General features: G+C 63.1%; 22 protein-coding genes. 9 read left to right on the top strand and 13 right to left on the bottom strand.

What is annotated here, in order from left to right:
• Window positions 1–26: 26 nt before the first annotated feature.
• The 3 genes from IGS61_RS16045 to IGS61_RS16035 form a co-directional block, all read right to left on the bottom strand.
• On the bottom strand, window positions 27–485 hold the full coding sequence (locus IGS61_RS16045) for a hypothetical protein (protein ID WP_230540531.1): 459 nt from the start codon (window positions 483–485) through the stop codon (window positions 27–29).
• 87 nt (window positions 486–572) lie between these two features.
• Window positions 573–1,826, bottom strand: coding sequence for a DEAD/DEAH box helicase (locus tag IGS61_RS16040; RefSeq protein ID WP_230540529.1), 1,254 nt, complete (start codon window positions 1,824–1,826; stop codon window positions 573–575).
• 79 nt (window positions 1,827–1,905) lie between these two features.
• A complete protein-coding gene (locus tag IGS61_RS16035) occupies window positions 1,906–2,964 on the bottom strand; it encodes an Lnb N-terminal periplasmic domain-containing protein (protein WP_230540528.1) in 1,059 nt (352 codons plus the stop codon).
• A 182-nt stretch (window positions 2,965–3,146) separates the two neighbouring features.
• Here IGS61_RS16035 and IGS61_RS16030 point away from each other — a divergent pair, with 182 nt between their 5' ends.
• Together IGS61_RS16030 and IGS61_RS16025 are read left to right on the top strand one after the other, a co-directional pair.
• Window positions 3,147–3,851, top strand: coding sequence for a hypothetical protein (locus IGS61_RS16030; protein ID WP_230540526.1), 705 nt, complete (start codon window positions 3,147–3,149; stop codon window positions 3,849–3,851).
• A gap of 40 nt (window positions 3,852–3,891) precedes the next feature.
• The gene (locus IGS61_RS16025; protein WP_230540524.1) at window positions 3,892–4,254 is read left to right on the top strand and encodes a glyoxalase superfamily protein; all 363 of its coding nucleotides are present in this window, start codon (window positions 3,892–3,894) and stop codon (window positions 4,252–4,254) included.
• 3 nt (window positions 4,255–4,257) lie between these two features.
• Here the strand turns inward: IGS61_RS16025 and IGS61_RS16020 are convergent, their stop codons facing one another.
• Window positions 4,258–5,427, bottom strand: coding sequence for a mandelate racemase/muconate lactonizing enzyme family protein (locus tag IGS61_RS16020; protein ID WP_230540522.1), 1,170 nt, complete (start codon window positions 5,425–5,427; stop codon window positions 4,258–4,260).
• 97 nt (window positions 5,428–5,524) lie between these two features.
• Between IGS61_RS16020 and IGS61_RS16015 the strand changes: the two genes are divergently transcribed.
• Window positions 5,525–6,484 (top strand): LysR family transcriptional regulator, encoded by a 960-nt coding sequence (locus IGS61_RS16015; RefSeq protein WP_230540521.1) that lies wholly within the window; start codon window positions 5,525–5,527, stop codon window positions 6,482–6,484.
• A gap of 3 nt (window positions 6,485–6,487) precedes the next feature.
• Entirely contained in the window at window positions 6,488–7,351 is an 864-nt protein-coding gene (motA, locus tag IGS61_RS16010; protein ID WP_230540519.1) for a flagellar motor stator protein MotA, read from the top strand.
• A 27-nt stretch (window positions 7,352–7,378) separates the two neighbouring features.
• On the opposite strand, the gene IGS61_RS16005 is transcribed toward motA, so the two are convergent.
• On the bottom strand, window positions 7,379–7,777 hold the full coding sequence (locus tag IGS61_RS16005; protein WP_230540517.1) for a VOC family protein: 399 nt from the start codon (window positions 7,775–7,777) through the stop codon (window positions 7,379–7,381).
• Between the two features lie 277 nt (window positions 7,778–8,054).
• Between IGS61_RS16005 and IGS61_RS16000 the strand changes: the two genes are divergently transcribed.
• A complete protein-coding gene (locus tag IGS61_RS16000; protein WP_230540515.1) occupies window positions 8,055–10,058 on the top strand; it encodes a hypothetical protein in 2,004 nt (667 codons plus the stop codon).
• A gap of 138 nt (window positions 10,059–10,196) precedes the next feature.
• On the opposite strand, the gene IGS61_RS15995 is transcribed toward IGS61_RS16000, so the two are convergent.
• Entirely contained in the window at window positions 10,197–12,014 is a 1,818-nt protein-coding gene (locus tag IGS61_RS15995; protein WP_230540513.1) for a DUF4153 domain-containing protein, read from the bottom strand.
• Between the two features lie 101 nt (window positions 12,015–12,115).
• Window positions 12,116–12,553 (bottom strand): hypothetical protein, encoded by a 438-nt coding sequence (locus IGS61_RS15990; protein WP_230540511.1) that lies wholly within the window; start codon window positions 12,551–12,553, stop codon window positions 12,116–12,118.
• Window positions 12,554–12,636: 83 nt separating this feature from the next.
• Between IGS61_RS15990 and IGS61_RS15985 the strand changes: the two genes are divergently transcribed.
• On the top strand, window positions 12,637–13,020 hold the full coding sequence (locus tag IGS61_RS15985) for a MerR family transcriptional regulator (protein WP_230540509.1): 384 nt from the start codon (window positions 12,637–12,639) through the stop codon (window positions 13,018–13,020).
• Window positions 13,007–13,426, top strand: coding sequence for a DUF4952 domain-containing protein (locus IGS61_RS15980; RefSeq protein ID WP_230540508.1), 420 nt, complete (start codon window positions 13,007–13,009; stop codon window positions 13,424–13,426). Before IGS61_RS15985 ends, IGS61_RS15980 begins: the two co-directional genes overlap by 14 nt.
• 9 nt (window positions 13,427–13,435) lie before the next feature.
• Here IGS61_RS15980 and rraA read toward each other — a convergent pair whose 3' ends face one another.
• Both rraA and IGS61_RS15970 read right to left on the bottom strand, forming a co-directional pair.
• Window positions 13,436–13,930 (bottom strand): ribonuclease E activity regulator RraA, encoded by a 495-nt coding sequence (rraA, locus tag IGS61_RS15975; RefSeq protein WP_230540507.1) that lies wholly within the window; start codon window positions 13,928–13,930, stop codon window positions 13,436–13,438.
• A 32-nt stretch (window positions 13,931–13,962) separates the two neighbouring features.
• Window positions 13,963–15,213, bottom strand: coding sequence for an MFS transporter (locus IGS61_RS15970; RefSeq protein WP_230540505.1), 1,251 nt, complete (start codon window positions 15,211–15,213; stop codon window positions 13,963–13,965).
• 130 nt (window positions 15,214–15,343) lie between these two features.
• On the opposite strand from IGS61_RS15970, the gene IGS61_RS15965 reads away from it, so the two are divergent.
• Window positions 15,344–16,114: a helix-turn-helix transcriptional regulator gene (locus IGS61_RS15965; protein WP_230540504.1), complete on the top strand. Its 771-nt coding sequence runs from the start codon at window positions 15,344–15,346 to the stop codon at window positions 16,112–16,114.
• Here IGS61_RS15965 and fliD read toward each other — a convergent pair.
• The 4 genes from fliD to alr all read right to left on the bottom strand — a co-directional run bounded on the left by fliD (window position 16,111) and on the right by alr (window position 20,720).
• The gene (gene fliD / locus IGS61_RS15960) at window positions 16,111–17,496 is read right to left on the bottom strand and encodes a flagellar filament capping protein FliD (protein WP_230540502.1); all 1,386 of its coding nucleotides are present in this window, start codon (window positions 17,494–17,496) and stop codon (window positions 16,111–16,113) included. The two genes, IGS61_RS15965 and fliD, sit on opposite strands and share 4 nt — an antisense overlap.
• A gap of 228 nt (window positions 17,497–17,724) precedes the next feature.
• Entirely contained in the window at window positions 17,725–18,045 is a 321-nt protein-coding gene (locus tag IGS61_RS15955; protein ID WP_329958063.1) for a PilZ domain-containing protein, read from the bottom strand.
• A 131-nt stretch (window positions 18,046–18,176) separates the two neighbouring features.
• Window positions 18,177–19,553: a DNA repair protein RadA gene (radA, locus tag IGS61_RS15950; RefSeq protein WP_230540493.1), complete on the bottom strand. Its 1,377-nt coding sequence runs from the start codon at window positions 19,551–19,553 to the stop codon at window positions 18,177–18,179.
• A 75-nt stretch (window positions 19,554–19,628) separates the two neighbouring features.
• Window positions 19,629–20,720: an alanine racemase gene (gene alr / locus IGS61_RS15945; protein WP_230540485.1), complete on the bottom strand. Its 1,092-nt coding sequence runs from the start codon at window positions 20,718–20,720 to the stop codon at window positions 19,629–19,631.
• Between the two features lie 246 nt (window positions 20,721–20,966).
• Here alr and lplT point away from each other — a divergent pair, with 246 nt between their 5' ends.
• The gene (lplT, locus tag IGS61_RS15940; RefSeq protein WP_230540483.1) at window positions 20,967–22,229 is read left to right on the top strand and encodes a lysophospholipid transporter LplT; all 1,263 of its coding nucleotides are present in this window, start codon (window positions 20,967–20,969) and stop codon (window positions 22,227–22,229) included.
• The last annotated feature ends 20 nt before the right edge of the window (window positions 22,230–22,249 follow it).

Here is a 22,249-nt window from a genome sequence, read left to right as displayed (position 1 = left end):
ATTCCGTTATAACACTTGTCCGGCACTTATCCGCGCCGGGGTGGACAAGGCGTGTCGCGGTAAAACACAAAGCCGCCCAGGCCGATGGCCCTGGTGTCGGCTTTCACGCCATAGACCAGCGTATTCTTGTCCGCCTCGATGCGCAGCAGATTCTGGTGCTGCACGATTTGCGCGTGGGACAGCTCCAGCGAGGGCGTCGGCGCCAATGCCAGACGCAATTCGGACGTGGCCGCGTCATACGTCCAGCGGCCCGGGTTATAGAAGGCGAAGCCGCCGTCGAAACGCAGGCTGCCATCCTTGAACTGAGTCAGGCAAATGCCGGGAAATTCGCTGGGCGGGTTGTACCAGGTGGCGGCCACGGCCGTATCGGCCGGGATCTTGCCCGGCATCTGCATGCCGGCCTTGCCACCGTTGCCGCCCATGCCGGCGCAGCCGGCCAGCGCCAGCGCGCCAGCCACAGCGACCGCGCGTTTGATGCATGTCATGTGCATTCCCGTCCCCTTGCTTTATAGAAACACAATCTTAGTCCGGGAAACGTGGCCGTTCAAGCGGCCAGCGCACATAAGGCGAATTTAATTGCCTGCGGCCGCCTTGGCCGCAGCTTCGCGCAATTTGTCCTTCTTGCTCTTGCGCGCGCCCTTCACGCCGCCGTTCACCGTATCCGTGACGGGGTTGACGGGCGTGGGCAATTCCGTCGGTTCGAACCCGGCCACCACTTCGCGCACGATGCGCAAGTCGTTGCGGTTTTCGATCAGGCGGAAATGCGCCTCCGTGTCGGCCGTGACGAAACTGATGGCCGTGCCGCTCTCGCCGGCGCGGCCCGTGCGGCCGATGCGGTGCGTGTAGTCGACGGCCGAGCGGGGCAAGTCGTAGTTGACGACGGCGGGCAAGCCGGCGATGTCGATGCCGCGCGCGGCCACGTCGGTGGCCACCAGCACCTGCAAACGGCAAGCCTTGAAGTCGGCCAGCAGCTGGCTGCGCGTGCCCTGGCTGAATTCGCCATGAAAGGCGCCCACGTGCAGGCCCGCGCGCTGCAGCTTGTCGGCCACGTGTTCGGCCGCGTACTTGGTGGCGACGAACACCAGCACGCGTTCCCACTGCTGCTGCAGGATCAGGTAGCGCAGCAGCTGCGTGCGGCGCGGCACGTCGACCGTGATGGCGCGCTGCACGATGTCGGGCTTGTCCTGCGGTTCGGACGCCACTTCGATGCGCACGGGGTCCGTGAGCAGGCTGTCGGCCAGCGCCTGCACGCTGTCGGGGAAGGTGGCGGAAAAGAACAGGTTTTGCCGTTGTTTGGGCAGCAGCGCCAGGATGGCGTTGATTTCTTCGCTAAAACCCATGTCCAGCAGACGGTCCGCTTCATCGAGCACGCACAGCGACACGCCGCCCAGCTTCACGGCATTTTGCCGCACCAGGTCCAGCAAACGGCCCGGCGTGGCGACGACGATATCGGCGCCGCCGCGCAAGTCCATCATCTGCGGATTGATCGACACGCCGCCGAACAGCACGGAAATCTTCAGTTTGACGGGCAGCGGCTTGGCCAGCGCGTGCACCGTCTGCCCCACCTGCGCCGCCAGCTCGCGCGTGGGCACGAGGATCAGCGCGCGCACCTGGCGCGGGCCGGAAGCGGGCGCCATCAGCACCTGCAGCAGCGGCAGCGCGTAGGCGGCCGTCTTGCCGGAGCCCGTCTGCGCCGCGCCCAGCACGTCGCTGCCGCGCAGGATGGCGGGAATGGCGGCCGCCTGGATGGCCGTCGGCGCGGCATAGCCGGCCTTGTCGACGGCACGGACCAGGGCGGGAATCAGACCCAGGGAGGAAAATGGCATAGCGGGCCTTCTTTATTCGGAAAGTGGGACCGGCCGCGAAAGGCGGCCGGTCGGAATAGCGACAGTATAAAGCAGGCGCTTACTGCCTGGGCATTTGCAGCTTCGGATGGCCCGTTTCATCGTAGCCCGGCATGCCGCGCCGGATCGCATGCGAAAAGTCCGCATCGTCGTTGGCCGCCCGCGCGCGCGCCGTGATATGGCCGCCATCGCGCAGCTGCTGGAAGCTCAGGCCGGGCACCAGGCCCTTGACATCGAACAGATAGCGGTCCAGGTAGCCCGAGGCCAGCAGCCGGTAGTCGAGCGGCAGGCCCGGCACGATGCGGCGCACCATCTCGAAGACGATGGTGGTGCAATTGGCCGTCAGCGTGTTGTAGAACCGCGGCTGAGCCTTCAGCGCCTGCGCTTCGTCCAGGTAGGCGAGGAACAGCGAGCGCATGGCCGCTTTCGGCATCATCACGCGGTACAGATGCATGTCCTCGCCCCGCGCATTCGTGCGCACGCGCAGGATGTCGCGCTCGTCGGCGGCGATCAGGCTCATTTCGAAATGCTTGAAGAAGCCGCCGATGGCGGAAAAGCTCTCGCCCTTTTCCTTGCGGATTTCGATGGAAAACGTCAGAAAGCGCCCGTCCGCAAAGCCGAACGAGATCAGCGTGTGTGCGATGTACGGTCCCGTCCAGTACGACAGCGCCGTGTCCATCGTGCGCAGTTCGTCGAGGTCGTAGCTGCGCTGCTCCCACTTGACCGTGTAGTCGTCATCGCTGCGCCAGTCGAAATTGCGCACATTGTCCAAGGTGACGAGATTGCCCTTGAGCGTGCCCGTGACATTGCGCGCCACGTCGTCGGCCCACACGCGCTCCTGCCTGGGCGCGATGCAACTCCACCACACGAGCAGCAGGAGAAAGCCGGCCGCATACGGCAGCAGCGCGCGCGCATCGCCGCGCATCCACCACAGCGCGATGCTGGCCACGCCCAGCGCGCCCCACAGCAGCGCGCCGATGGCTTGCGCCGCCGTGCCGCCGGACAGCTGATACCACAGCGCCAGCGCGCCCCACACGGCAGTCAACAGGAGAATCAGGGAAACGGCCATTTTGCCGACGGTGGCCAGCACGGAGCGGGCACGCAGTGATAAGAAAGTCATGCCCTGATTATAAGGGCAAGCGCAGGAAGAGGTGCGTCCGGGCAAGTAGTGCTGCAACAGGCCCGGCCGCAAAATCATTGCTTGCCTGCCAATTTATTTCATGAGAGCATGTTGTAAAAATAAAATGTATAGACAAGGCGGACTGTCACGGCAGCGATGCTTTGGCCATTCCAGGAGATAGCTTGCAGCCCCCTTCCCTCTACGCCCTCGCCGGCAGCCTCAATTCCCTGTTCATCGTCGTCAGCCTGTATGGTTTATGGTCGCAGCTGCAAAAAATCTGGCGGCGCAAGCGCGATGCCGGCATCGGCGCGGGCCAGACGACGGACATCCTGTCGATCAACCAGTTCACCGTCAGCTTCCTCGCGTATTGCGCCTTCTTCGTCTACGGCTATTCGATCACGCCGTTCAACCACTACATCGTCTGGCCCCGCCTGATCGCGTCCCTGATCGCGCTGGCCATCCTGTTTGAAATCGACCGCGACCGCCGCAGCCTGGCATCGCGCAATGCGCTGCTGGCCTGCGCGCTGCTGCTGGGCGCGGGCGTGGCGGGGCTGGCCTTCGGCCCCACGTTCACCGATGAAAAGCGCCTGATCTCGCAAAGCCTGATCGTCGCCGTCACCGTGCTGCTGGCGCAGGGCTATGCGCACCAGATCCGCCTGATCTGGCGCTCGGGCAGGACGGGCGCCGTGTCGTTAAAGATGAGCCAGTTCATCCTGGCGATGGATGTCAGCACCATCTTCTTCGCCTGCGTCATGGGTCTGAAAACAGGCTGGCCATTGCTGCTGCTCGCCAGCGTCAGCGCCACCACCAAGCTCATTATCATGTGGCTGTTCCGCTGGGAGAAGGCCAGTCCCGCCGCGCGCATGAAGCGGCTGGCGCCGGCCTGAGGCTAGAATGGCGGCATACCCACCTGTCGAAAGCGCCGCCATGCACCTGTCCCCTGCCATCCCCATCCTGCGCATCTTCTCGGAAGAAAAGGCGCGCGAGTTCTACCTCGGTTTCCTCGGCTTTACCCTGGACTGGGAACATCGCTTCGAGCCTGCGGCGCCGCTGTACCTGCAGGTGACGCGCGGCGAGTTGGTGCTGCACCTGTCCGAACACTACGGCGACGCCACGCCGGGGGCGGCGCTGTTGATCCCCGTCAATGACGTCGCCGCCCTGCACGCGGAACTGCAGGCCAGGGATTATCCGTATGCGCGGCCCGGCATCCGCGACGAGGACTGGGGCCGCATCCTGGAAGTGGCGGACCCATTCGGCAACCGGCTGCGCTTCTGGCAGCGCAGCGAATAAGGCTCACTGGCCGCTCAGCGCCCGCATTTCCGCATACAGGTTCGCCTTGCCCTCGAAGCCGATGCCGACCAGGTCCGGCATGGTGATGTGGCCGTTTTCCACGCGCACGCCATCGGGGAAGCCGCCGAACGGCTGAAATAAATCCGGATACGATTCATTGCCGCCCAGGCCCAGGCCCGCCGCGATATTCAGCGACATCTGGTGGCCGCCGTGCGGGATGCAGCGGCTGCGCGACCAGCCGTGCTGGTGCAGCATATCCAGGGTGCGCAAATATTCCACCAGGCCGTAGCTGAGGGCGCAGTCGAACTGCAGCCAGTCGCGGTCGGCGCGCATGCCGCCGTAGCGGATCAGGTTGCGCGCATCCTGCATGGAAAACAAATTCTCGCCCGTCGCCATGGGCTTGTCGTAATAGCTGCGCAAGGTCGCTTGCAGTTCGAAATCGAGCGGATCGCCCGCCTCTTCGTACCAGAACAGGTCATACTGGCGCAGCGCCTTGGCGTAGGCGATCGACGTATCGAGGTCGAAACGGCCGTTCGCGTCCACGCACAGCTTCTGTCCATCCTGCAGCACTTCCATGATGGCGTCGATGCGGCGCAAGTCCTCGTCCAGCGAGGCGCCGCCGATCTTCTTCTTGACCACCGTGTAGCCGCGGTCGATATAGCTGCGCATCTCGTCCTGCAGGGCACTCAAGCTCTGGCCCGGGTAGTAATAGCCGCCCGCCGCATACACGAACACCTGTTTGTCGGGCACGCCCGTGCCGTGGCGTTCGGCCAGCAGCTGGAACAGCGGCTTGTTCTCGATCTTCGCCACGGCATCCCAGATGGCCATGTCGATGGTGCCGATGGCCACCGAGCGCTCGCCGTGGCCGCCCGGCTTTTCATTGGTGTACATGCAATCCCACACCTTGTGCGGATCGAGGTTGCCGCCGTCGTCCGTCACGAGGCTGGCGGGATCGGCGTCAAGGATGCGGGGAATGAAGCGCTCGCGCATCAGCATGCCCTGGCCGTAGCGGCCATTCGAATTGAAACCGTAGCCGACGACGGGCTTGCCGTCGCGCATCACGTCCGTGACGACGGCCACCAGGCTCAGGGTCATCTTCGTGAAATCGATGTAGGCGTTGCGGATGGGGGAAGAGATGGGGATGGTCTTTTCGCGGATTTCGACGATTTTCATGCGGCTCTCCTGTGCTTGAATGGTGACGCCAGCTTACCCGCGATACGTAGTCGTATAATTGACTGTAATTTAAACCATTCTTCACTTGAAGTTAATAATGAAAAGCGACGCCACCACGGAAATGGCCTTCTTTGTGCTGCTGACCAAGCTGGGCAGCCTGTCGGCCACGGCGCGCGAGCTGGGCATCACGCCGCCCGCCGTCAGCAAGCGCTTGGTGCTGATGGAGCAGCGCCTGGGCGTGCGCCTGCTGAACCGCAGCACGCGGCGCATCAGCCTGACGGGAGACGGCGAAAGTTATCTGCAGCAGGCGCGGCAGATCCTCGACGATATCCGCGCCATGGAGGAATCCCTGGCCAGCGGCAGCGCGGAACCGCGCGGGTTGCTGCGCGTCAACGCCACCCTGGGTTTCGGGCGCACGGTGATCGCGCCCCTGCTGTCGCAATTCGCCCTGCGCCACCCGCAGCTGGAAGTGCAGCTGCAGCTGACGGACAGCCCCATCAACCTGGTCGAGCAGGCGTATGACCTGGGCATCCGCTTCGGCGACCTGCCCGACACGCGCCTGTCGGCGCGCAAGATCATGTCGAACCGGCGCTTCCTGTGCGCCTCGCCCGCCTACCTGCAGGCGCACGGCACGCCGCAAACGCCCGACGAGCTGGCGCAGCACCGCTGCATCGTGCACCGGCAAAATGACGACGCCTACGGCATCTGGCGCATGAGTAAGGGCCGCGCCACGCATACGGTGAAGGTGCGCGGCACGGTAGCCAGCAACGACGGCGACGTGGTGCTGGGCTGGGCGCTGGACGGCCACGGCATCCTGCTGCGCTCGGAATGGGACCTGGCCCGCTACCTCGACAGCGGCCGCCTGCGCGTGGTGCTGCCCGACTACACGCTGGCGCCGGCCGACCTGTACGCCTACTATCCGAGCCGCCACCAGTTGCCCGCCAAAGTGCGCGCTTTTATCAATTTTCTCATCCAGCAGTTGCAGCCGGAAGCGGCCACGGCGGCGGAATCGGGTTACACTACAATATTGCGATATGGCAATATTATGAAGGAGTAAGTTTTGCTAGTCATACTCGGATTTCTCGTCGTGCTGTTTTCCGTCTTTGGCGGCTTCGCCATGCAGGGGGGGCATCTGGGCGCCCTGTTCCAGCCGCTGGAACTGCTGATGATCGGCGGCGCCGCGCTGGGCACCTTCTTTGTCGGCAATGACGCCAAGGCCATCCGCGCCACGTTCGCCGCCATTCCCACCCTGTTCCACGGTTCGCAGTACACGAAGGCGCGCTACATGGAGCTGATGGGGCTGATGTATGAAATCCTCAGCAAGATCCGCAAGGAAGGCCTGATGTCGGTTGAGGACGATATCGACGACCCGTACCGCAGTCCCATCTTCGTGAAATACCCGTACACGCTCGGCGACGAGCATATCCTGGAATTCATCACCGATTATCTGCGCCTGATGGTGTCGGGCAATATGGATGCCTACCAGATCGAAAACCTGATGGATAACGAGATCGAGACGCACCATGAGGATGCGGAAATGCCGATCCAGACGATTTCGCAGCTGGCCGACGCCATGCCCGCCTTCGGCATCGTGGCCGCCGTGATGGGCGTCGTGCACACGATGGCGTCCGTCGGCTTGCCGCCGGCCGAGCTGGGCGTGCTGATCGCGCAGGCGCTGGTGGGCACCTTCATCGGCATTTTGCTGGCGTATGGCTTCATCGCGCCGCTGGCCAGCTTGCTGCGCCGCAAGCACCATGAAACGGCAAAGATGTACCAGTGCGTGAAAGTGACCTTATTGGCCAGCCTGAACGGCTACGCGCCGGCGCTGGCCGTGGAATTCGGCCGCAAGGTCATTTCCGCCACGGAACGTCCGTCGTTCAGCGAACTGGAAAACCACGTGCGCCAGGTGCGCACGAAGAACTGATACGGCCAGTTGCCCTTGCCCGGCGCCTCAGGCTTCCGGCGCCGTCCAGACCAGGTTCCACAGGTGGCCATCGATATCCTCGAAGCCCTGGTCATACATGAAGCCATGGTCCTCGGGCGGATGCGGGATGCGGCCGCCGGCGGCCGCGGCCCTGGCGATCAGGCTGTCGACCTCTTCCCGGCTTTCGCAACTGAGGCAAATGACCACTTCGTTGGCTTCCTTCGCATTTGCCACCGGCTTGCCGATCAGGGACTGGAAGAAGGCTTCGGTCGTCAGCATGGCCTGGATGCTGCCGTCGACGATGTTCATGAACGCCGCGTTCTCGCCGCTGAAGCGGGTATCGAAGGTAAAGCCGAGAGCGGCAAAGAAGGCCCTGGATGTCTCCAGGTCCTTCACGGGCAGGTTGAGGATGATCTGTTTATTCATGGCGCTTCCTTGCTTCCTGGGTGAAGGTGGAATGGGCAACCGGTGCGCCCGCCCCCTGCAGCGGGGACGGCATACCAAATTGACACGCTGACGAAAAAATCGTTCCTCTAGAATATCAACAAATTGTGCAAACGTCGCCAAAAGCGCGCTGGATGGCGTGACGCCGTAGCATGGCTGAAGAGCTGGTGCCTGTTTGTGCGCGCCGCACAAATAATTTCTGGCAACGCCATCTTTCAGATACAGTTGTCATTCTGATCAATATGACAAGGATGACGGTATGCACAGCAATACACAGCGGGATCCCGATGCCGCGGCAGCGATGCTGGGCGCGCCGAGTTTGCAACTGAACTCCTTGTCCTGGGCAGCGGCGGGCAGTTTGACCAAGTGGGTCGGCAAGAATGCCGCCAGCGGGATCGTCGGGGCGGCCGCTGGCATGCTGTTCCAGGAATTCCTGGGAGCGGTCGGCATGGGCGGCCCGGACCTGGCTGGCAAGCTGGACGTAATCAGTGACAAGCTGACGGAAGTCCAACGCTCGCTGGACCGGGTCACGTCCATGACCTCGGAAATTCTGTTGAAACTGGACGAGTTGCACAATTTCATGGAAAAAAGCCTGAAGGTGGAAACCTTGCTGGCGGCCATGGGACGCATCGATGTCGCCTATGGCTACGCCGACGCCAGCCTGCTGAAGGCCGATGCCACCGGCGGCGCCATCTCTTTGCGGCTATTGACGGAAAATATGCCGCACTTTCCAGGCATGACGCCGGAATATCTGACGAAAGCGGCCCATGAGTTCGCGTCGTACGTAGCCGATATGCCGGATTGCATCGATACCATCCGCCGGGTCTTGGCGAAAGCGGCGTTTGGGCAGGATTCATTGCTCGATCATTGGGCCAAGGAGCTGGCGCAGCAGGTGCGCAACAAGAAGATCAGCCGCGAAGCGGCGTATCTGGTGCTCGAGGGATATTTCCTCCAGGCCGTCTCTGTCCAGCTGAAGGGCCTGTGCGTGCATTGCCTGGCACTCAGTACCGACCCATTCGCTGCCAAGCGCATCGAGCAATATCTGCAGCAAAACTTCGGATTGTTGATGCGCGAGCAGACTGAGGCTTATACCGCCGCGGTTGAGGATTTGGTTTTCCTGTCGCTCGATCCCATCATGCGCGCCGGCATGAGGGACATGGGCATGAGCGCACGCGAGTTTCCTGTGCATGTGGACGAGATACTGCTGCGTACCGACTTGCTGTGCGCCGCATTGAATCTGGTGGGCAGAAAGTCGACAGGGCCGCTGGCGGCATCCCCGCAAGCGGCGATCCAGGGCATTTATGCCCGTTCCCTGTTCCGTCCTTCTGATTTGCGCGACGGCAAAGTCCCGCCCATGGAGGTGCATGGCTACGCACCGGCCCAGGCCGGGCAGCAGCGTCAGGCGCCGTTCGGTTGCCTGGATCTGATCGCCTCCGATGACAGGGCCGTGCTGAGCGATGTAGCGGCGACGCGCGTGACGGTCGCGCGCTACAGATGGCACTTCCCGGCGACTGTGCCCGCAGTTGACGTATCGATCGATAGCAGGTTCCGTAGCGCCACGCCGGCGCTGTACCCGGTGTTTGGTGCCGACGAGCCGGTGCTGGCTGTGGGCATCTTTAACGGCAGCCCGCTGTGTCGCGGCGTGCCTGCCAGCGTCCCGCAAAGCCGCAAGTACACGCCATTCCCTACAGGCAATCCGCATGTCACGTATTTCAACGAAGCGCACACGCCCGGCAGACACCCGCTGACCAATGGCGAGGGCGAGGTTACTGAGACGTATTTCCAGGTCCAGAATGCCTACAAGGCAGACGCGCAGGAGCACAGTCTGGTAATGCAGCATCTGTTCAGCTACACAGGCCAGGAAATCGGCGTCAGGATGCATGCGCAAGTGCTCACCCGATTGCAGGTCGGCCCCCGGGCGGATATGCATCTGGGCGCGGACAGGCATCATTACTCGGTCTTTCACCGCTTGCTGGTGCGGTTTCCCGACGGCACAGACAGGGCAATTTACAATTCGGAAATTGATTTTGATCACGCTGTCGATATACAGCGGGTCCATCATTCCTTCAATAACTTCGTCGATGTGGCGCGCTCGGGCTTGTTCGCCATGGACTTCAAGCTGATTCCAGGCCACTATCACCTGATACTCGACAACGAAACCTACTTTCCACGCGCGGCCAACAAATACAACGGCTGGAATTTAGCCAACCTGGTTTTCAAGCTTGGCGGCGTGGCGCTGGAAATGCGCTACCCGAGCAGTTAGTTGCCGCGGGACAACGAACTGCAATGGGAGGCCATGGCGATGGCTGGCGTGGACGGCCGGAACAGCTCGGCGCACGGAGTCATTGCCGCCACCGAAGGCACGCCTTTGCTCCGGCGCGCCAAGTCCCTCCCCCGCCATTTACGGGCCCGGCGCCGTGTCATCGGGGCAGCTGACCTCGTCCTCCTGCGTATACAAAGTCATCGGCACGCGCTGGCCGTCGACTTCCAGCTCGCGCACCTTCGGCGGCACCAGCTGGAATTCGCCCGCCTGCAGCTTCTCGCGCAGGGGCTTGCAGCGCAGGGCATCCGTGGGGATTTGCCCGCGCGCAGTCCAGTTGCCATCGTCCTTTTCCGCCAGCAACACCGACGAGGCGCGCGGGTCATTGCTGATCAGCAACACGTCCTGCTTGCCATCGCCATCGAAATCGAGCAGGTAGGCGTCGCACTGCGGCCCTGCCCGCTTCAAACAGGCGGGCAGACGCCAGGCCGGGCCTACCTGCGTCCAGTCCTGGCGCAGGAAGCTTTCCGGCAGCCTGGCCGTGGCCGGACGCAGGGTCAGGTTGATCGACACGTCGCTCAGCGCGCCCGTCTCGTCGAGGCGGTTCTGGCGCTTGAGCATGGCCTCGGCGCGGGCCCGCACGACAGCCGCGTCGGCGCCCGTCGTGCGTTTGCTCAATTCCTGCAAGGCCGCCTGGCCATAGCGGGCGCCCTGGAAGCGCAGGTATTCGAAATCGAACTTGTCCACGCCCACCTTGCCGCTGTCCAGGCGCGCCATCTGGCTGGCCACGGAAATGCGCGCCGGGTCGGCCAGCGGCGAGAACAGGGCGAACAGCACCAGCAGGGTGACAAAGGCGGTGGCCACGTTGACGTTGGCGATCAGGTGCAGCCAGTCGCCATACTTGCTGGCCGCCCAGGCATAGCCGGCGGCGTAGCAGGTGGCGATCAGCAGGCAGGCGGCGGCGATCAGGCGGTCGGACGTCCAGCCATGCGACATCACGCGCAAGGTCAGCGCATAGATGGCGATGCCCACCACCCACGGCAGCAGCAGGCAGGCCAGGCGTGTGCCGAGGCGGATGCCGCGCGCCACGCCATGGCCCACTTCGCCATTCTGGAAAGCGGCATTGATCAGCACCACCAGCACGCCGGCCATGCCCAGCAGCACGGACGCCGCATGGCGCGTGGCCCACAGGCGCTCGAAGCCGATGAAGGGCAAGGTCAGCAGGAAACCGGACACGAGCACGGCGGCGATCGGCATCAGCCACGACAGCAGTACCAGCAGCAGGGTGCGGATGCCGCGCACGATGGACGGGCGCACGTCGGTGATGTGGATGGCAAAGGAAAACGCGAAGCAGATGACGGGAATCACGAACCAGGCCTGGCCCAGCAGTTTTTTCAGGAAACTCAGTTTAATGAGCAGGAACAGTTGCCCGCCCAGCCACAGCACCAGCCACAGGCCCAGCACGAACAGCAGGGAAAACAGCAATTGAATGCCCAGCTTCCAGGCGATTTCAAAATACGTGGGGTAGCGGGCGATGCGCCGGCCATCCTGGGCGCTGGCCAGCACCAGCGCATGGGCGATATAGAATCCCACGACGCAAAAGCCGAACAGCTGGGCGGAAATGACGCGCAGCGGCGCGCCCGGCTTGTAGTTGCCCCAGATGACGTGTTCGGCGCCGCGCGCCACGTCGTGCCAGGCCAGCACGGCCAGCACGACGGCCGCGCCCGCCATCCACAGGCCGATGCGCTTCGCCGACATATGGCCCAGGCTGGAGACCAGCAGGATGGGCAACAGCAAACTGATCAGCATCAACGGCCCCAGCAGGTAGGCTTCCGTGGCGGGCCACACCTTGTCCTGGGCCGTGCTGTACAGCCAGTACAGCAGCAAGCCTTGCAGCAGGCCCGTCACCAGGCGCGTCACCGCGATGCGCGGTGCCACCACCGGATCGAGCAAAGCCATGTTTTTTCCTGCGGCATCCTGCTGCATAATCATTCCCTTAGAGTCGTTCATTGCAGTCATTGTTGCACTGCGAGCACGGCCATTATTGCATTTCGTTATCGTCATCTCAACAGCGATTCGCGCGCAAGCCCTTCCCGTGCGCCCTCGCTGCGGCGCAAGGGCAGGCTTTGCGCGAGGCCCCAGGCCAGTTCCGGCACGAGGAACAGCCACAGCAGGGGCTGGCCCGTGACCAGCAAGGCCCACGCCATCCAGGTGGAAAACAGGTAGCGCGCCGCCGCGTCGTAGCGGCCGAAGCGCGGCTGCGGGTCGAGCATGCGCAGCACCGACCAGACCATCACCACGCTGCCAAACAAGCTGCCGATGAGCACATGAAACGGTTCGAAGGCGGGCAACGGCATGCCGCCGAGCGACACATTGACGGCGCTCAAGTGCTCGCGCAGCAGCAAAAACGTCCACGGCGTGGTAAACGGGGCCGTCATGAGCACATCATAAATGGCGCTGGCGCGCACCACGCGGCGGAAGGCGGAAACGGACAACATGGGAAACTCCTGTCAGTGGAAAGCGCCCATGATCAAGGCTGGAGTACACTCCATGGTCAAGCATTTTATGAAAGAAAAGAACCATGCAGATCGGCGAGATGGCGCAGGCGACGGGCTTGAGCCGCGATACCCTGCGCTTCTATGAAAAGCGGGGCTTGCTGCGCGCGCGGCGCGGCGCGAACGGCTACCGCGACTACCCGCCCGAGGCGGCCGACTGGCTGCGCTACCTGCGCACGGCGCAGCAGCTGGGCTTTACCCTGGCGGAAATCGAGGCCGACATGCCGCTGCTGGCGGCCGCCGGCGATCCCGCCACGGCGGAATTACTGCGCGCGGCGCTGGCGCGCAAGCTGGGCGAGATCGATGCGCGCATAGCCGGCTTGACGCAGCTGCGCGGCGAACTGGTGCTGCGTATGGGGCCGCAAGCGGCCGCGTGTCCATTGCGCGGAGATGCCGATGCGAATCACTAAACTGCTGCCGTGGCTCTTCCTGCTGGGCGTGGGCGGCGCGCAGGGCGCCGAACTGGCCTGCGGCGACTTCCTGTCCCGGCTGGGCCAGAAACCCGCCTACATCGTCTACCAGGGTTGCCAGCAAAACAGGGAACGCCAGGACCAGCCGTTCGAGGCGCGCTACCAGGTGGATGGCAAGCATGCGCGGCAGGCGGAAGCCTACCTGCGGCGTACGTATGGCTTGCCCAGGCTCAAGCGCTATTGCTGCGTCTGGGACAGCACGCCCCACTCCTGGCGCGACCGCCGCACGGGCTACAGCTATATATTCGGCATGGCCACGGGCGAAACGCCGGTCAGGACGCGCGACGCCTGGCCGCGGATCGAGCGCTTTGTCGTGCAGGTCGATGGCTACGCGCAAGATCCTTGATGCGGCGCCTCAATCGAGTTCCTGGCGCGCCACCAGAATGCCGTCCGCATCGGCGTAGATCCAGTCGCCCGGATGCACGGCCACGCCGCTGATCTGCACGCGCACGTCGCGCTGGCCGGCGCCCGTCTTGTTGCTCTTGCGCGGATGCGTGGCCAGGGCGCGCACGCCGATCTGGCAGACATTGATTTCCTCGCAGTCGCGGATGCAGCCATCGACAATGATGCCGGCCCAGCCATTGCTTTCGGCCAACACGCCCAGCTGGCCGCCCACCAGCGCGCGGCGCAGGCTGCCGCCGCCATCGATCACCAGCACGCGGCCCTGGCCCGGCGTTTCCAGGGTGCTGCGCACGAGCGCGTTGTCCTCGAACACGTGCAAGGTGGCGGCGGGGCCGCTGAAGCGCACGCGCTGGCCAAAGGCGCGGTACACGGGCGGCAGCACGGCCAGGGTGCCCTCGTCCAGCATGGCTGCATGGTCGTCGCACAGATCGGTGGTAGCAAAGGTCATGGGAACTCCTTTAGTGGCAGATGGCAACGATTCTATGCCTTTTGCAGCGCGGCGGCGCGTGTTTTGCCGCCCACGCCCACGGCCGTGGCAATCGCCAGGGCCTGGAATACGCCGATGAAGACGAACAGCAGGGCCGGATGGTCGCCATCCATCAGCGCGCCAAAGAACAAGGGCCCCACGGCCAGGCCGCTGTCGAGGCCCGAATACACGACGCCATACACGCGGCCCGTGGCATTCTTCGGCGCCGCCGCGCGTATCATCAGGTCGCGCGACGGTCCCGCCACGCCCGACGTCAGGCCGATGGCGCCCATCAGCACCACGGCGCCCCAGGCCGGCACGACGGCCATGGCCAGCAGCACGGCCAGCAGCGCGGCGGCGGAAAAGGCGATCGCCACGTTGCGGTCAGGATGCTGGCTGCGCGCGCCCACCACGCCGCCGGCCAGCATGCCCACGGCCGAGGCCAGCATATAGGCCGTGTAGGCGCTCGTCGCCAAGGCCAGGCTCATGCCGTACAGCTTGACGAGGGCCACGCTGGCAAAGCTCTGGATGCCGCCCAGGGCGATGGCCGTGATGAAGAAGAAGGCAAAGCACATCCACACGGCCGGCAGGCGCAGGAAGTCCAGGGTGCCTTCGCCGCCGCCCGCCTGGCCTGGCGCCGCCTTTTTGACCGGCTCGGGACGGATGGCGTGGCGGTTCAGGAACAGGATCAGCAGCACGCCGAACGGCAGCACGGCTGCGCATTGCAGCGCGATTCGCCAGTCGTAATGGGTGGCGACATAGGTCATGAACAGCGGAGCCAGGGCCCAGCCGATGTTGCCGCTGATGCCATGCACGGAAAAGCCGTAAGCCACGCGGGCCGCCGAAACGCGCTGGTTGAGGATGGTGTAGTCGGCCGGATGGAACACGCTGTTGCCCATGCCGGCCAGCATGGCACCCAGCATCAGCGCCGCATAGCTGTGTGCGCCGGACAGGGCCAGCGCCGACACGCCCAGCAGAAAGACGCCGGAAAACAGCACGGCGCGGGCGCCGAAGCGGTCGACGACAAAGCCGGCCAGCGCCTGCCCCACGCCCGAAATGATGAAAAATACCGTCATCAGCAAGCCCAGTTCCGCATACGACAGGCCGAAGGCGGGCTTCAGCCAGACGAACAGGGCCGCCAGGATCAGGTGGTAAAAGTGCGAAATGCCATGCGCCAGCCCCACCAGGGCGATGACGCGCGCATCGCTGCGCAAGGTTGGCGGTGACTGCGGTGGCAACTGCCCTGCCGAGTTAGTTGTTATCATGTCATACCCTGTTTTATACTGGTGAAGCTCAAGTGTATGCAAAATACCATCGTCTGTTTTCCGACAGAACGACATAATTTATCGAATTAAGGCCAAGCTGATGGGTGTACCTATCCTCCACCATACCCGCATGTGTCCGCCAAGGGAGGCGCCCAGTGCGTCCATCCCCGTGACCATGGTCGCGCGCGACCTGCAACCCGATGAATTTTTGTTGCCGCACAGCCACCCCTGGGGCCAGGTCACGATGGCGCTCGAAGGCGTGCTGCGCATTACCGCCAACAACAGCAGCTGGGTGCTGCCGCCCATGCGCGCCATCTGGATCGCGCCGAACGTCGAGCATGCCGTCACGATACTGGAAAAAACCCGCTTGCGCCCCCTGTGCATCCATGCCGCGCGCGCGCCGTTCGCGGGCCAGGACTGCAAGGTGCTGGAAGTATCGAATTTGCTGCGCCAGCTGATCATGGCGCTGGAACAGCTGGACCCGGGCCAGGAACCGGCGCGCGAGGCCTTGCTGGCCGAACTGATACTCGATGAATTGAAACGTTCGGACACGCGGCCCATCCGTGTGCCCTTGCCCAGCGACAAGCGCTTAAAAACCCTGTGCGACAGCCTGATCGACAAGCCGGGCCTGAACCTGACGCTGGAACACTGGGCGCAGCAGGTCGGCGCCTCGGAGCGTACCCTGGCGCGGCTGTTCGAACGGGAATTGGGCATGAGTTTTGGCCAGTGGCGCCAGCAAGTGCGCCTGGCGCACGCGGCACCGCTGATCGCGCGCGGCGTGCCGCTGTCGCAGGTGGCCGAGGAACTGGGCTACGCCAGCCAGTCGGCCTTTTCCGCCATGTTCAAGAAGACTTTCGGCAGTTCGCCGTCGGCCTTCTTTGCCCAGGGCGAGCGCTCTTAGGCCATGAAGTCGAAGAGCGAATTTTTACCGGTATAACCCGGCAAGGCCGAGTTCGTGCCCATCTGTTCCTGCGCCGAATACGCCTTCACCAGCGCCTGCGCCTGGGCCGTCAGCGCCTTGGCCAGCACGGCCTTCTTGTTGGTGAGCGTCGTGATGTCCTTGCCGACCGTTTGCACTTCCTTGCGGATGATGCTCGTCTCGCCCGTCAATTCGCCGATCTTGCTGGCAAACTGATCCGCCACGCCCTTGCCGTTATTGGTAAACATCTTGCTGACGGCGTCGGGATCGGCCGCGATGGCCGCCTTGAGCTTTTTATCGTCGAGCACCAGCTCGCCGCTCTTGCCCAAGGTCACGCCGGCGCTGCTCAGCACCGACGATGGCACGCCCGTGCTGGCCGTGCGCAGCACTTGCTCCATCTGCGAACGCACTTGCCCCAGGGCCGTGTCGGATTTCAAATCGCCCTGCTGCAGGCTCTGCAGCTTGCTGTTGAGCTCATTGTAGGCGGTGACGAAGCTGGCCACGTTGGTGGCGATCTGGCTGCTGTCCTTGGCGATGACGAGGTCGGTCGTGCCCTTTTTCTTCAATTCGATGGTGGCGCCCTCGACGGCCGTCGTCAGGGTATTCGTGGCGCTCTTGATGTCCTTGCCGTCGACGGTCAGCAGCGCGTCCTGCGCGGCGGCCGTCTGCTGCAGGCCCTTGCCGGCGCCGGGCGCGTAGGACAGCAGATTGCTGACGGCCGCGTCGCCGGACACGCTGATGCGCATGCTGCTGTCGGCGCCGCTCTTGCCATTGATGGCCAGCGAATAGCCATCGGTGCCCTTGACCACGCTGGCATCGATGCCCTGCTGCTTGAGCGCGGCGGCGATGCCGTCGAGGCTATTGTTGCTGCTGTCGATGGTCAGCGCAATGATCTTGCCGCTGCCGGGCGTAAATTGCTTGCCGTCGGCCGTGCCCACTTCGATCTTGACCAGCGCCGGCGCGCCCGTGCCGATGGCCGCGCTCGACGATTTCTGCGTGCCGCTCTGCAGGGTCTGCCCTTGCGCCAGCTGCTTGACATTCAGTTCATGGCTGCCGCTGGCGGCCTTGTCGGTGGTGGTGGCGCTCAGCACATCCTTGCTGCTCGACGTGGCCGAGGTGGCCAGGCCGCTGCCGGCCATGTTCTTGGCCACGGTCTGGAATTTCGCCAGCGCCGATTGCAGCTGGCCCAGGCCCGAGAATTTGGCCTGGTCGCGCGCCAGGCTGGCGTTGAGCTTGACGACGCCCGTGTTCTGCGACTGCATCTGACGCTCCACCTTCGCATACACATCGGCCGAAATATTGCCCTGCGTCGTCTGCTGCGTGTTGTTGGTGTAAGCCCTGCTGTTGATGGTCGAATTAAACATGGTAGGCGTTCCCGTCGGGTGTAAGGTCATGGCACACGGTTCAGGTCGTGACCGTGCTGCGCTGGAAACGGACGGCAGGCGCGCGTGGCGCGGCAAGGTCCCTCTTCTGGTTGATAATTATGCAGTATTACCGGAATATCAAAACAGCGAACAGAACAGGTTTTTCCTGACTGCAAACCCATATGCACCATTTTAGCGCATTTCATTTGCAGCCGATCTTGTCTCGTTTCAGCGCATGAATTTCGAGATGGCGCTGCTGACGGCCATGTCCAGCTTCAGGAAAGTGAGTCCCACCTTGAAACCTGCACTGCTGAAAATGCAGTGCGATACGGATACGCGCGCCTCGATGATGTGCGCCGCGCCATCGTAAAACAGCTCGAACAGCACCTTGCCCTGCTTGCCTGTCGGCACCGGTTCCGCGATGACGGCCGCCATGCCGCCCGGCCCCACATCGAGGGTGCGCGCCGCCACGGGACCCGCGCCATCCATTACCAACATTGCCTTGGCACGCAATATCTTGCGTGCGCCCTGCCTTTGCTCAACTGACACTGTATTCCGCTTCTCTATCAATTCATGGTCGATGCGAACTCGCTGCGCGAATTCATCGGACAAATATTATAGTTCTAAACGGAAATTTTGTTTGACTTGTCTCAAGCTTGGCATTTAAACCATACCAACTTTTACTCCAGATCGCGCAATTTATTAAACGCTTCGTCGATGCGCTCGACGCCGATGACCTTGAGACCCTCGATGACTTGCTTGGGCAGGTTGGACTTGGGCACCACGGCCAGGGTAAAGCCCAGCTTGGCCGCTTCGCGCAGGCGCTCCTGGCCCCGTGGCGCGGGACGGATTTCGCCGGCCAGCCCCACTTCGCCAAACACCACGAGTCCCCGCGGCAAGGGTTTGTTGCGCATCGACGAATTGATTGCCAACAACACGGCCAGGTCGGCCGCCGGCTCCGTGATCTTGACGCCGCCGACGGCGTTGATGAAGACGTCCTGGTCGAAGGCGGCGATGCCCGCATGGCGGTGCGCCACGGCCAGCAGCATGGCCAGGCGGTTCTGCTCCAGGCCGACGGACAGCCGGCGCGCATTCGGCAAGTGACTCGTGTCGACGAGGGCCTGGATTTCCACCAGCAGCGGGCGCGTGCCTTCCTGCGTCACCATCACGCACGAGCCGGGCACCTGGTTGTCGTGCTGCGACAGGAACAGCGCGGACGGGTTCGACACCCCTTTCAAGCCCTTTTCCGTCATGGCGAACACGCCCAGTTCATTGACGGCGCCGAAACGGTTCTTGATGGCGCGCACCAGGCGGAAGCTGGAATGGGCGTCGCCCTCGAAATACAGCACCGTGTCGACGATGTGCTCGAGCACGCGGGGACCGGCCAGCGCGCCCTCTTTCGTCACGTGGCCGACTAAAATGATGGTCACGCCCGTCTGCTTGGCCGCCCGCGTCAGCTGCGCCGCGCATTCGCGCACTTGCGCCACGGAACCGGGCGCCGAACTGAGGGCGTCCGAATACACGGTCTGGATCGAATCGATGACGACCACTTCCGGTTTTAAATCGGCCAGGGTGGCAAGAATCTTCTCAAGTTGGATCTCCGCCTGCAATTTCAGTTCCTTGGCGTCGATGACGAGGCGCTTGGCGCGCAGGGCGATCTGCGCGCCCGATTCCTCGCCGCTGACATACAGCACGCGCTTGTGGTGCGACATATTCGCCAGCGCCTGCAGCAGCAGGGTCGACTTGCCGATGCCGGGATCGCCGCCGATCAGCACGACGCCGCCCGCCACCATGCCGCCACCGAGCACGCGGTCGAATTCCTCGATGCCCGTGCCGAAGCGGGGCACGTCGATGGCGTCGATATCGTCGAGCGACAGCACGGGCGCCGTCTGCGCCAGCGACATGTGCTGCGGGTTCGAATAGCGGTTGTTGCCGCCCGTCTCGGGCAGGGTTTCCACCATGGTATTCCACTGGTTGCACGAGGTGCATTGCCCCATCCATTTATTACTGATGGCGCCGCAATCGCTGCAGGTGTAGATGGTCTTGACTTTTGCCATGGTGTGCTTTGCCCGGGTAAGGTAAAAATGCTGTTTATATATACAGTATATACAAACGGCGGGCCGGCGTCACTGTTATGCTTCGACCACGGGCACGCGCGGCGCCAGTGCGCACATCAGCTCGTAGCCGATGGTGCCGGCGGCCAGGGCCACCTCGTCGATCGGCATGCCCTGGCCCCACAAGGTGACGCTGCTGCCGACCCTGGCGCCCGGCACGTGGGTCAAGTCCACCATCAACATGTCCATCGACACCCGGCCGATCAGCCCCGTGCGCACGCCGTCGACCAGCACGGGCGTGCCTTCGGGCGCGTGGCGCGGGTAGCCGTCCGCATAGCCGCAGGCCACCACGCCCACCTTGACGTTGCCGGCCGCTTCATAGCGGCTGCCGTAGCCCACCACCTCGCCGGCGGCGATATCCTGGATGCCGATGATGCTGCTGCGCAAGGTCATTGTGGGCAGCAAGCCGAACGCCTGCGCCGAGGTGCCGCCGGGAGCGCCGCTGGGCGTGCCGCCATACAGCATGATGCCGGGGCGCACCCAGTCGCTGTCGAGATGATGCATCAGCACGCCGGCCGAATTGCACAGGCTGCGCGGCAGCGGCGTACCGATGCTGGAGGCGCCGGCCTCGAAACGCAGCATCTGCTGTTCCAACGGCAAGCGCGTGGGGCCCGCCTCGTCCGCATTGGCGAAATGCGTCATCAAGGTGATCGTGCCGATATGCGGCATGGCGCGCAGGCGCGCATAGGCACCGGCCACGGCAGCCGGCGTGAAGCCCAGGCGGTTCATGCCCGTATTCATTTTCAGGTGCACGTCGATGGCGTGCGGCAAGCGCGCCGCTTCCAGCATGGCGATCTGTTCCTCGCAATGCACGCTGCCGTTCAAGCCATATTGCGCCATCACGGGCAAATCACTGGCATCGAAAAACCCTTCCAGCAGCAGGATGGGCTTGGTCCAGCCCAGTTCGCGCAAACGCACGGCGTAATCGACCTCGACCAGCGCCAGGCCATCGGCCCCGGCAAAGCCCCGCATGGCCCGTTCCAGGCCGTGGCCATAGGCATTCGCCTTGACGACGGCCCATACCCTGGCGCCGCGGGCGCCGGCACGGGCGCGCGCCAGATTGTGTTGCATGGCATCGAGATGGATGGTGGCGAGAAGGGGCCTGGGCATATGCATCGTTCACGGCGGGTGGGAAAGCCGTATTTTACCGGATGCACAGTACGCGGACACGGCAGACGCCCAAGGTCGTATGCAGAGGACATCATTTATAAAATACTCACATGTGATGTATTTTTCTACGGCAAAAAAATTAAGCTTCACTTAGGCAAGACTATGCAAAGCAGCCCCGTCCAAACTTGGGGTTTGCCGTTTTTTCGTGGTATAAAGCAAGCCAGATATGATTTCAGGCATTCCAGAATGAATCGTGGTTTTTATACCATCATGGCGGCGCAGTTCTTTTCCTCGCTGGCAGATAACGCCCTCTTTTTTGTCGCCGTCGATTTATTGGTGTCCATGAAATCCCCGGCGTGGATCACGCCGCTGCTCAAACTATCGTTCGTGTTGTTTTACGTGCTGTTGGCCGCTTTTGTCGGCGCCTTCGCGGATGCTTTGCCGAAGGGCAAGGTCATGTTCATCGCCAACATGGTCAAGATCTTCGGTTGCGCCCTCGTCTTCTTCCACGTGCATCCGCTGCTGGCCTACGCCGTCGTCGGTTTTGGCGCGGCCGTATATTCGCCCGCCAAATACGGCATCCTGACGGAACTGCTGCCGCCGGAAAAGCTCGTGGCGGCGAATGGCTGGATCGAAGGCTTGACCGTCAGTTCCATCATCCTCGGCACCGTGATGGGCGGCGCGCTCGTCAGCGGCCACGTGTCCGACATGCTGCTGTCCATCGACATCCCACTGATCGACACCGGCATCACCAGCAAGACGGAAGCGGCCTTGTGCGTCGTGGTCGGCATCTATGCGCTGGCAACCCTGGCCAACCTGAAAATTCCCGACACGGGCTGCGTATATCCGCACCAGGAACGCAATCCTATCAAACTGATCACCGATTTTGCCAATTGCTATTCCATCCTGTGGAAAGACAAGCTGGGCCAGATCACCCTGGCCGTGACGACGCTGTTCTGGGGTGCCGGCGCCACCTTGCAGCTGATCGTGCTGGAATGGGCCAAGCAATCGCTGAACATGCCGTTCGACAAGGCGACCAGCCTGGTGGGCGTAGTCGCCATCGGCGTGGCCGCCGGCGCCGTGCTGTCGGCCCGCTTCATTCCTCTGCGCAAATCACTGACCGTCATTCCACTCGGCATCGCCATGGGCGTGATCGTCATGATGATGACGCAAGTGCATTCCGTGTGGATCGCCTACCCGCTGCTGATCCTGATCGGCGCCCTGTCCGGCTTCTTCGTCGTGCCGATGAATGCCCTGCTGCAACATCGCGGCCACGTGCTGATGAGCGCAGGCCATTCCATCGCCGTGCAGAACTTCAATGAGAATCTGTCCATTCTGACCATGCTGGCCGTGTATTCGATCATGATCCGTCTGCACCTGCCGCTCAACATCATCATCACCCTGTTCGGCCTGTTCGTCGCCGGCACCATGTACGCCATCATGCGCAAGCACAAGCTGAACCAGGCTGAGCATGACAATCTGTCGTTGATTGGCGAGCAGAAACATTAAACCCAAACAAGGGCTGGGAT

The sequence above is a fragment of the Janthinobacterium sp. FW305-129 genome (genome assembly GCF_020858115.1).
Lineage (GTDB): Bacteria > Pseudomonadota > Gammaproteobacteria > Burkholderiales > Burkholderiaceae_D > Janthinobacterium.
Note: the sequence above shows the minus strand (reverse complement) of the source record. Positions and strands in the feature narration are given on the sequence as shown.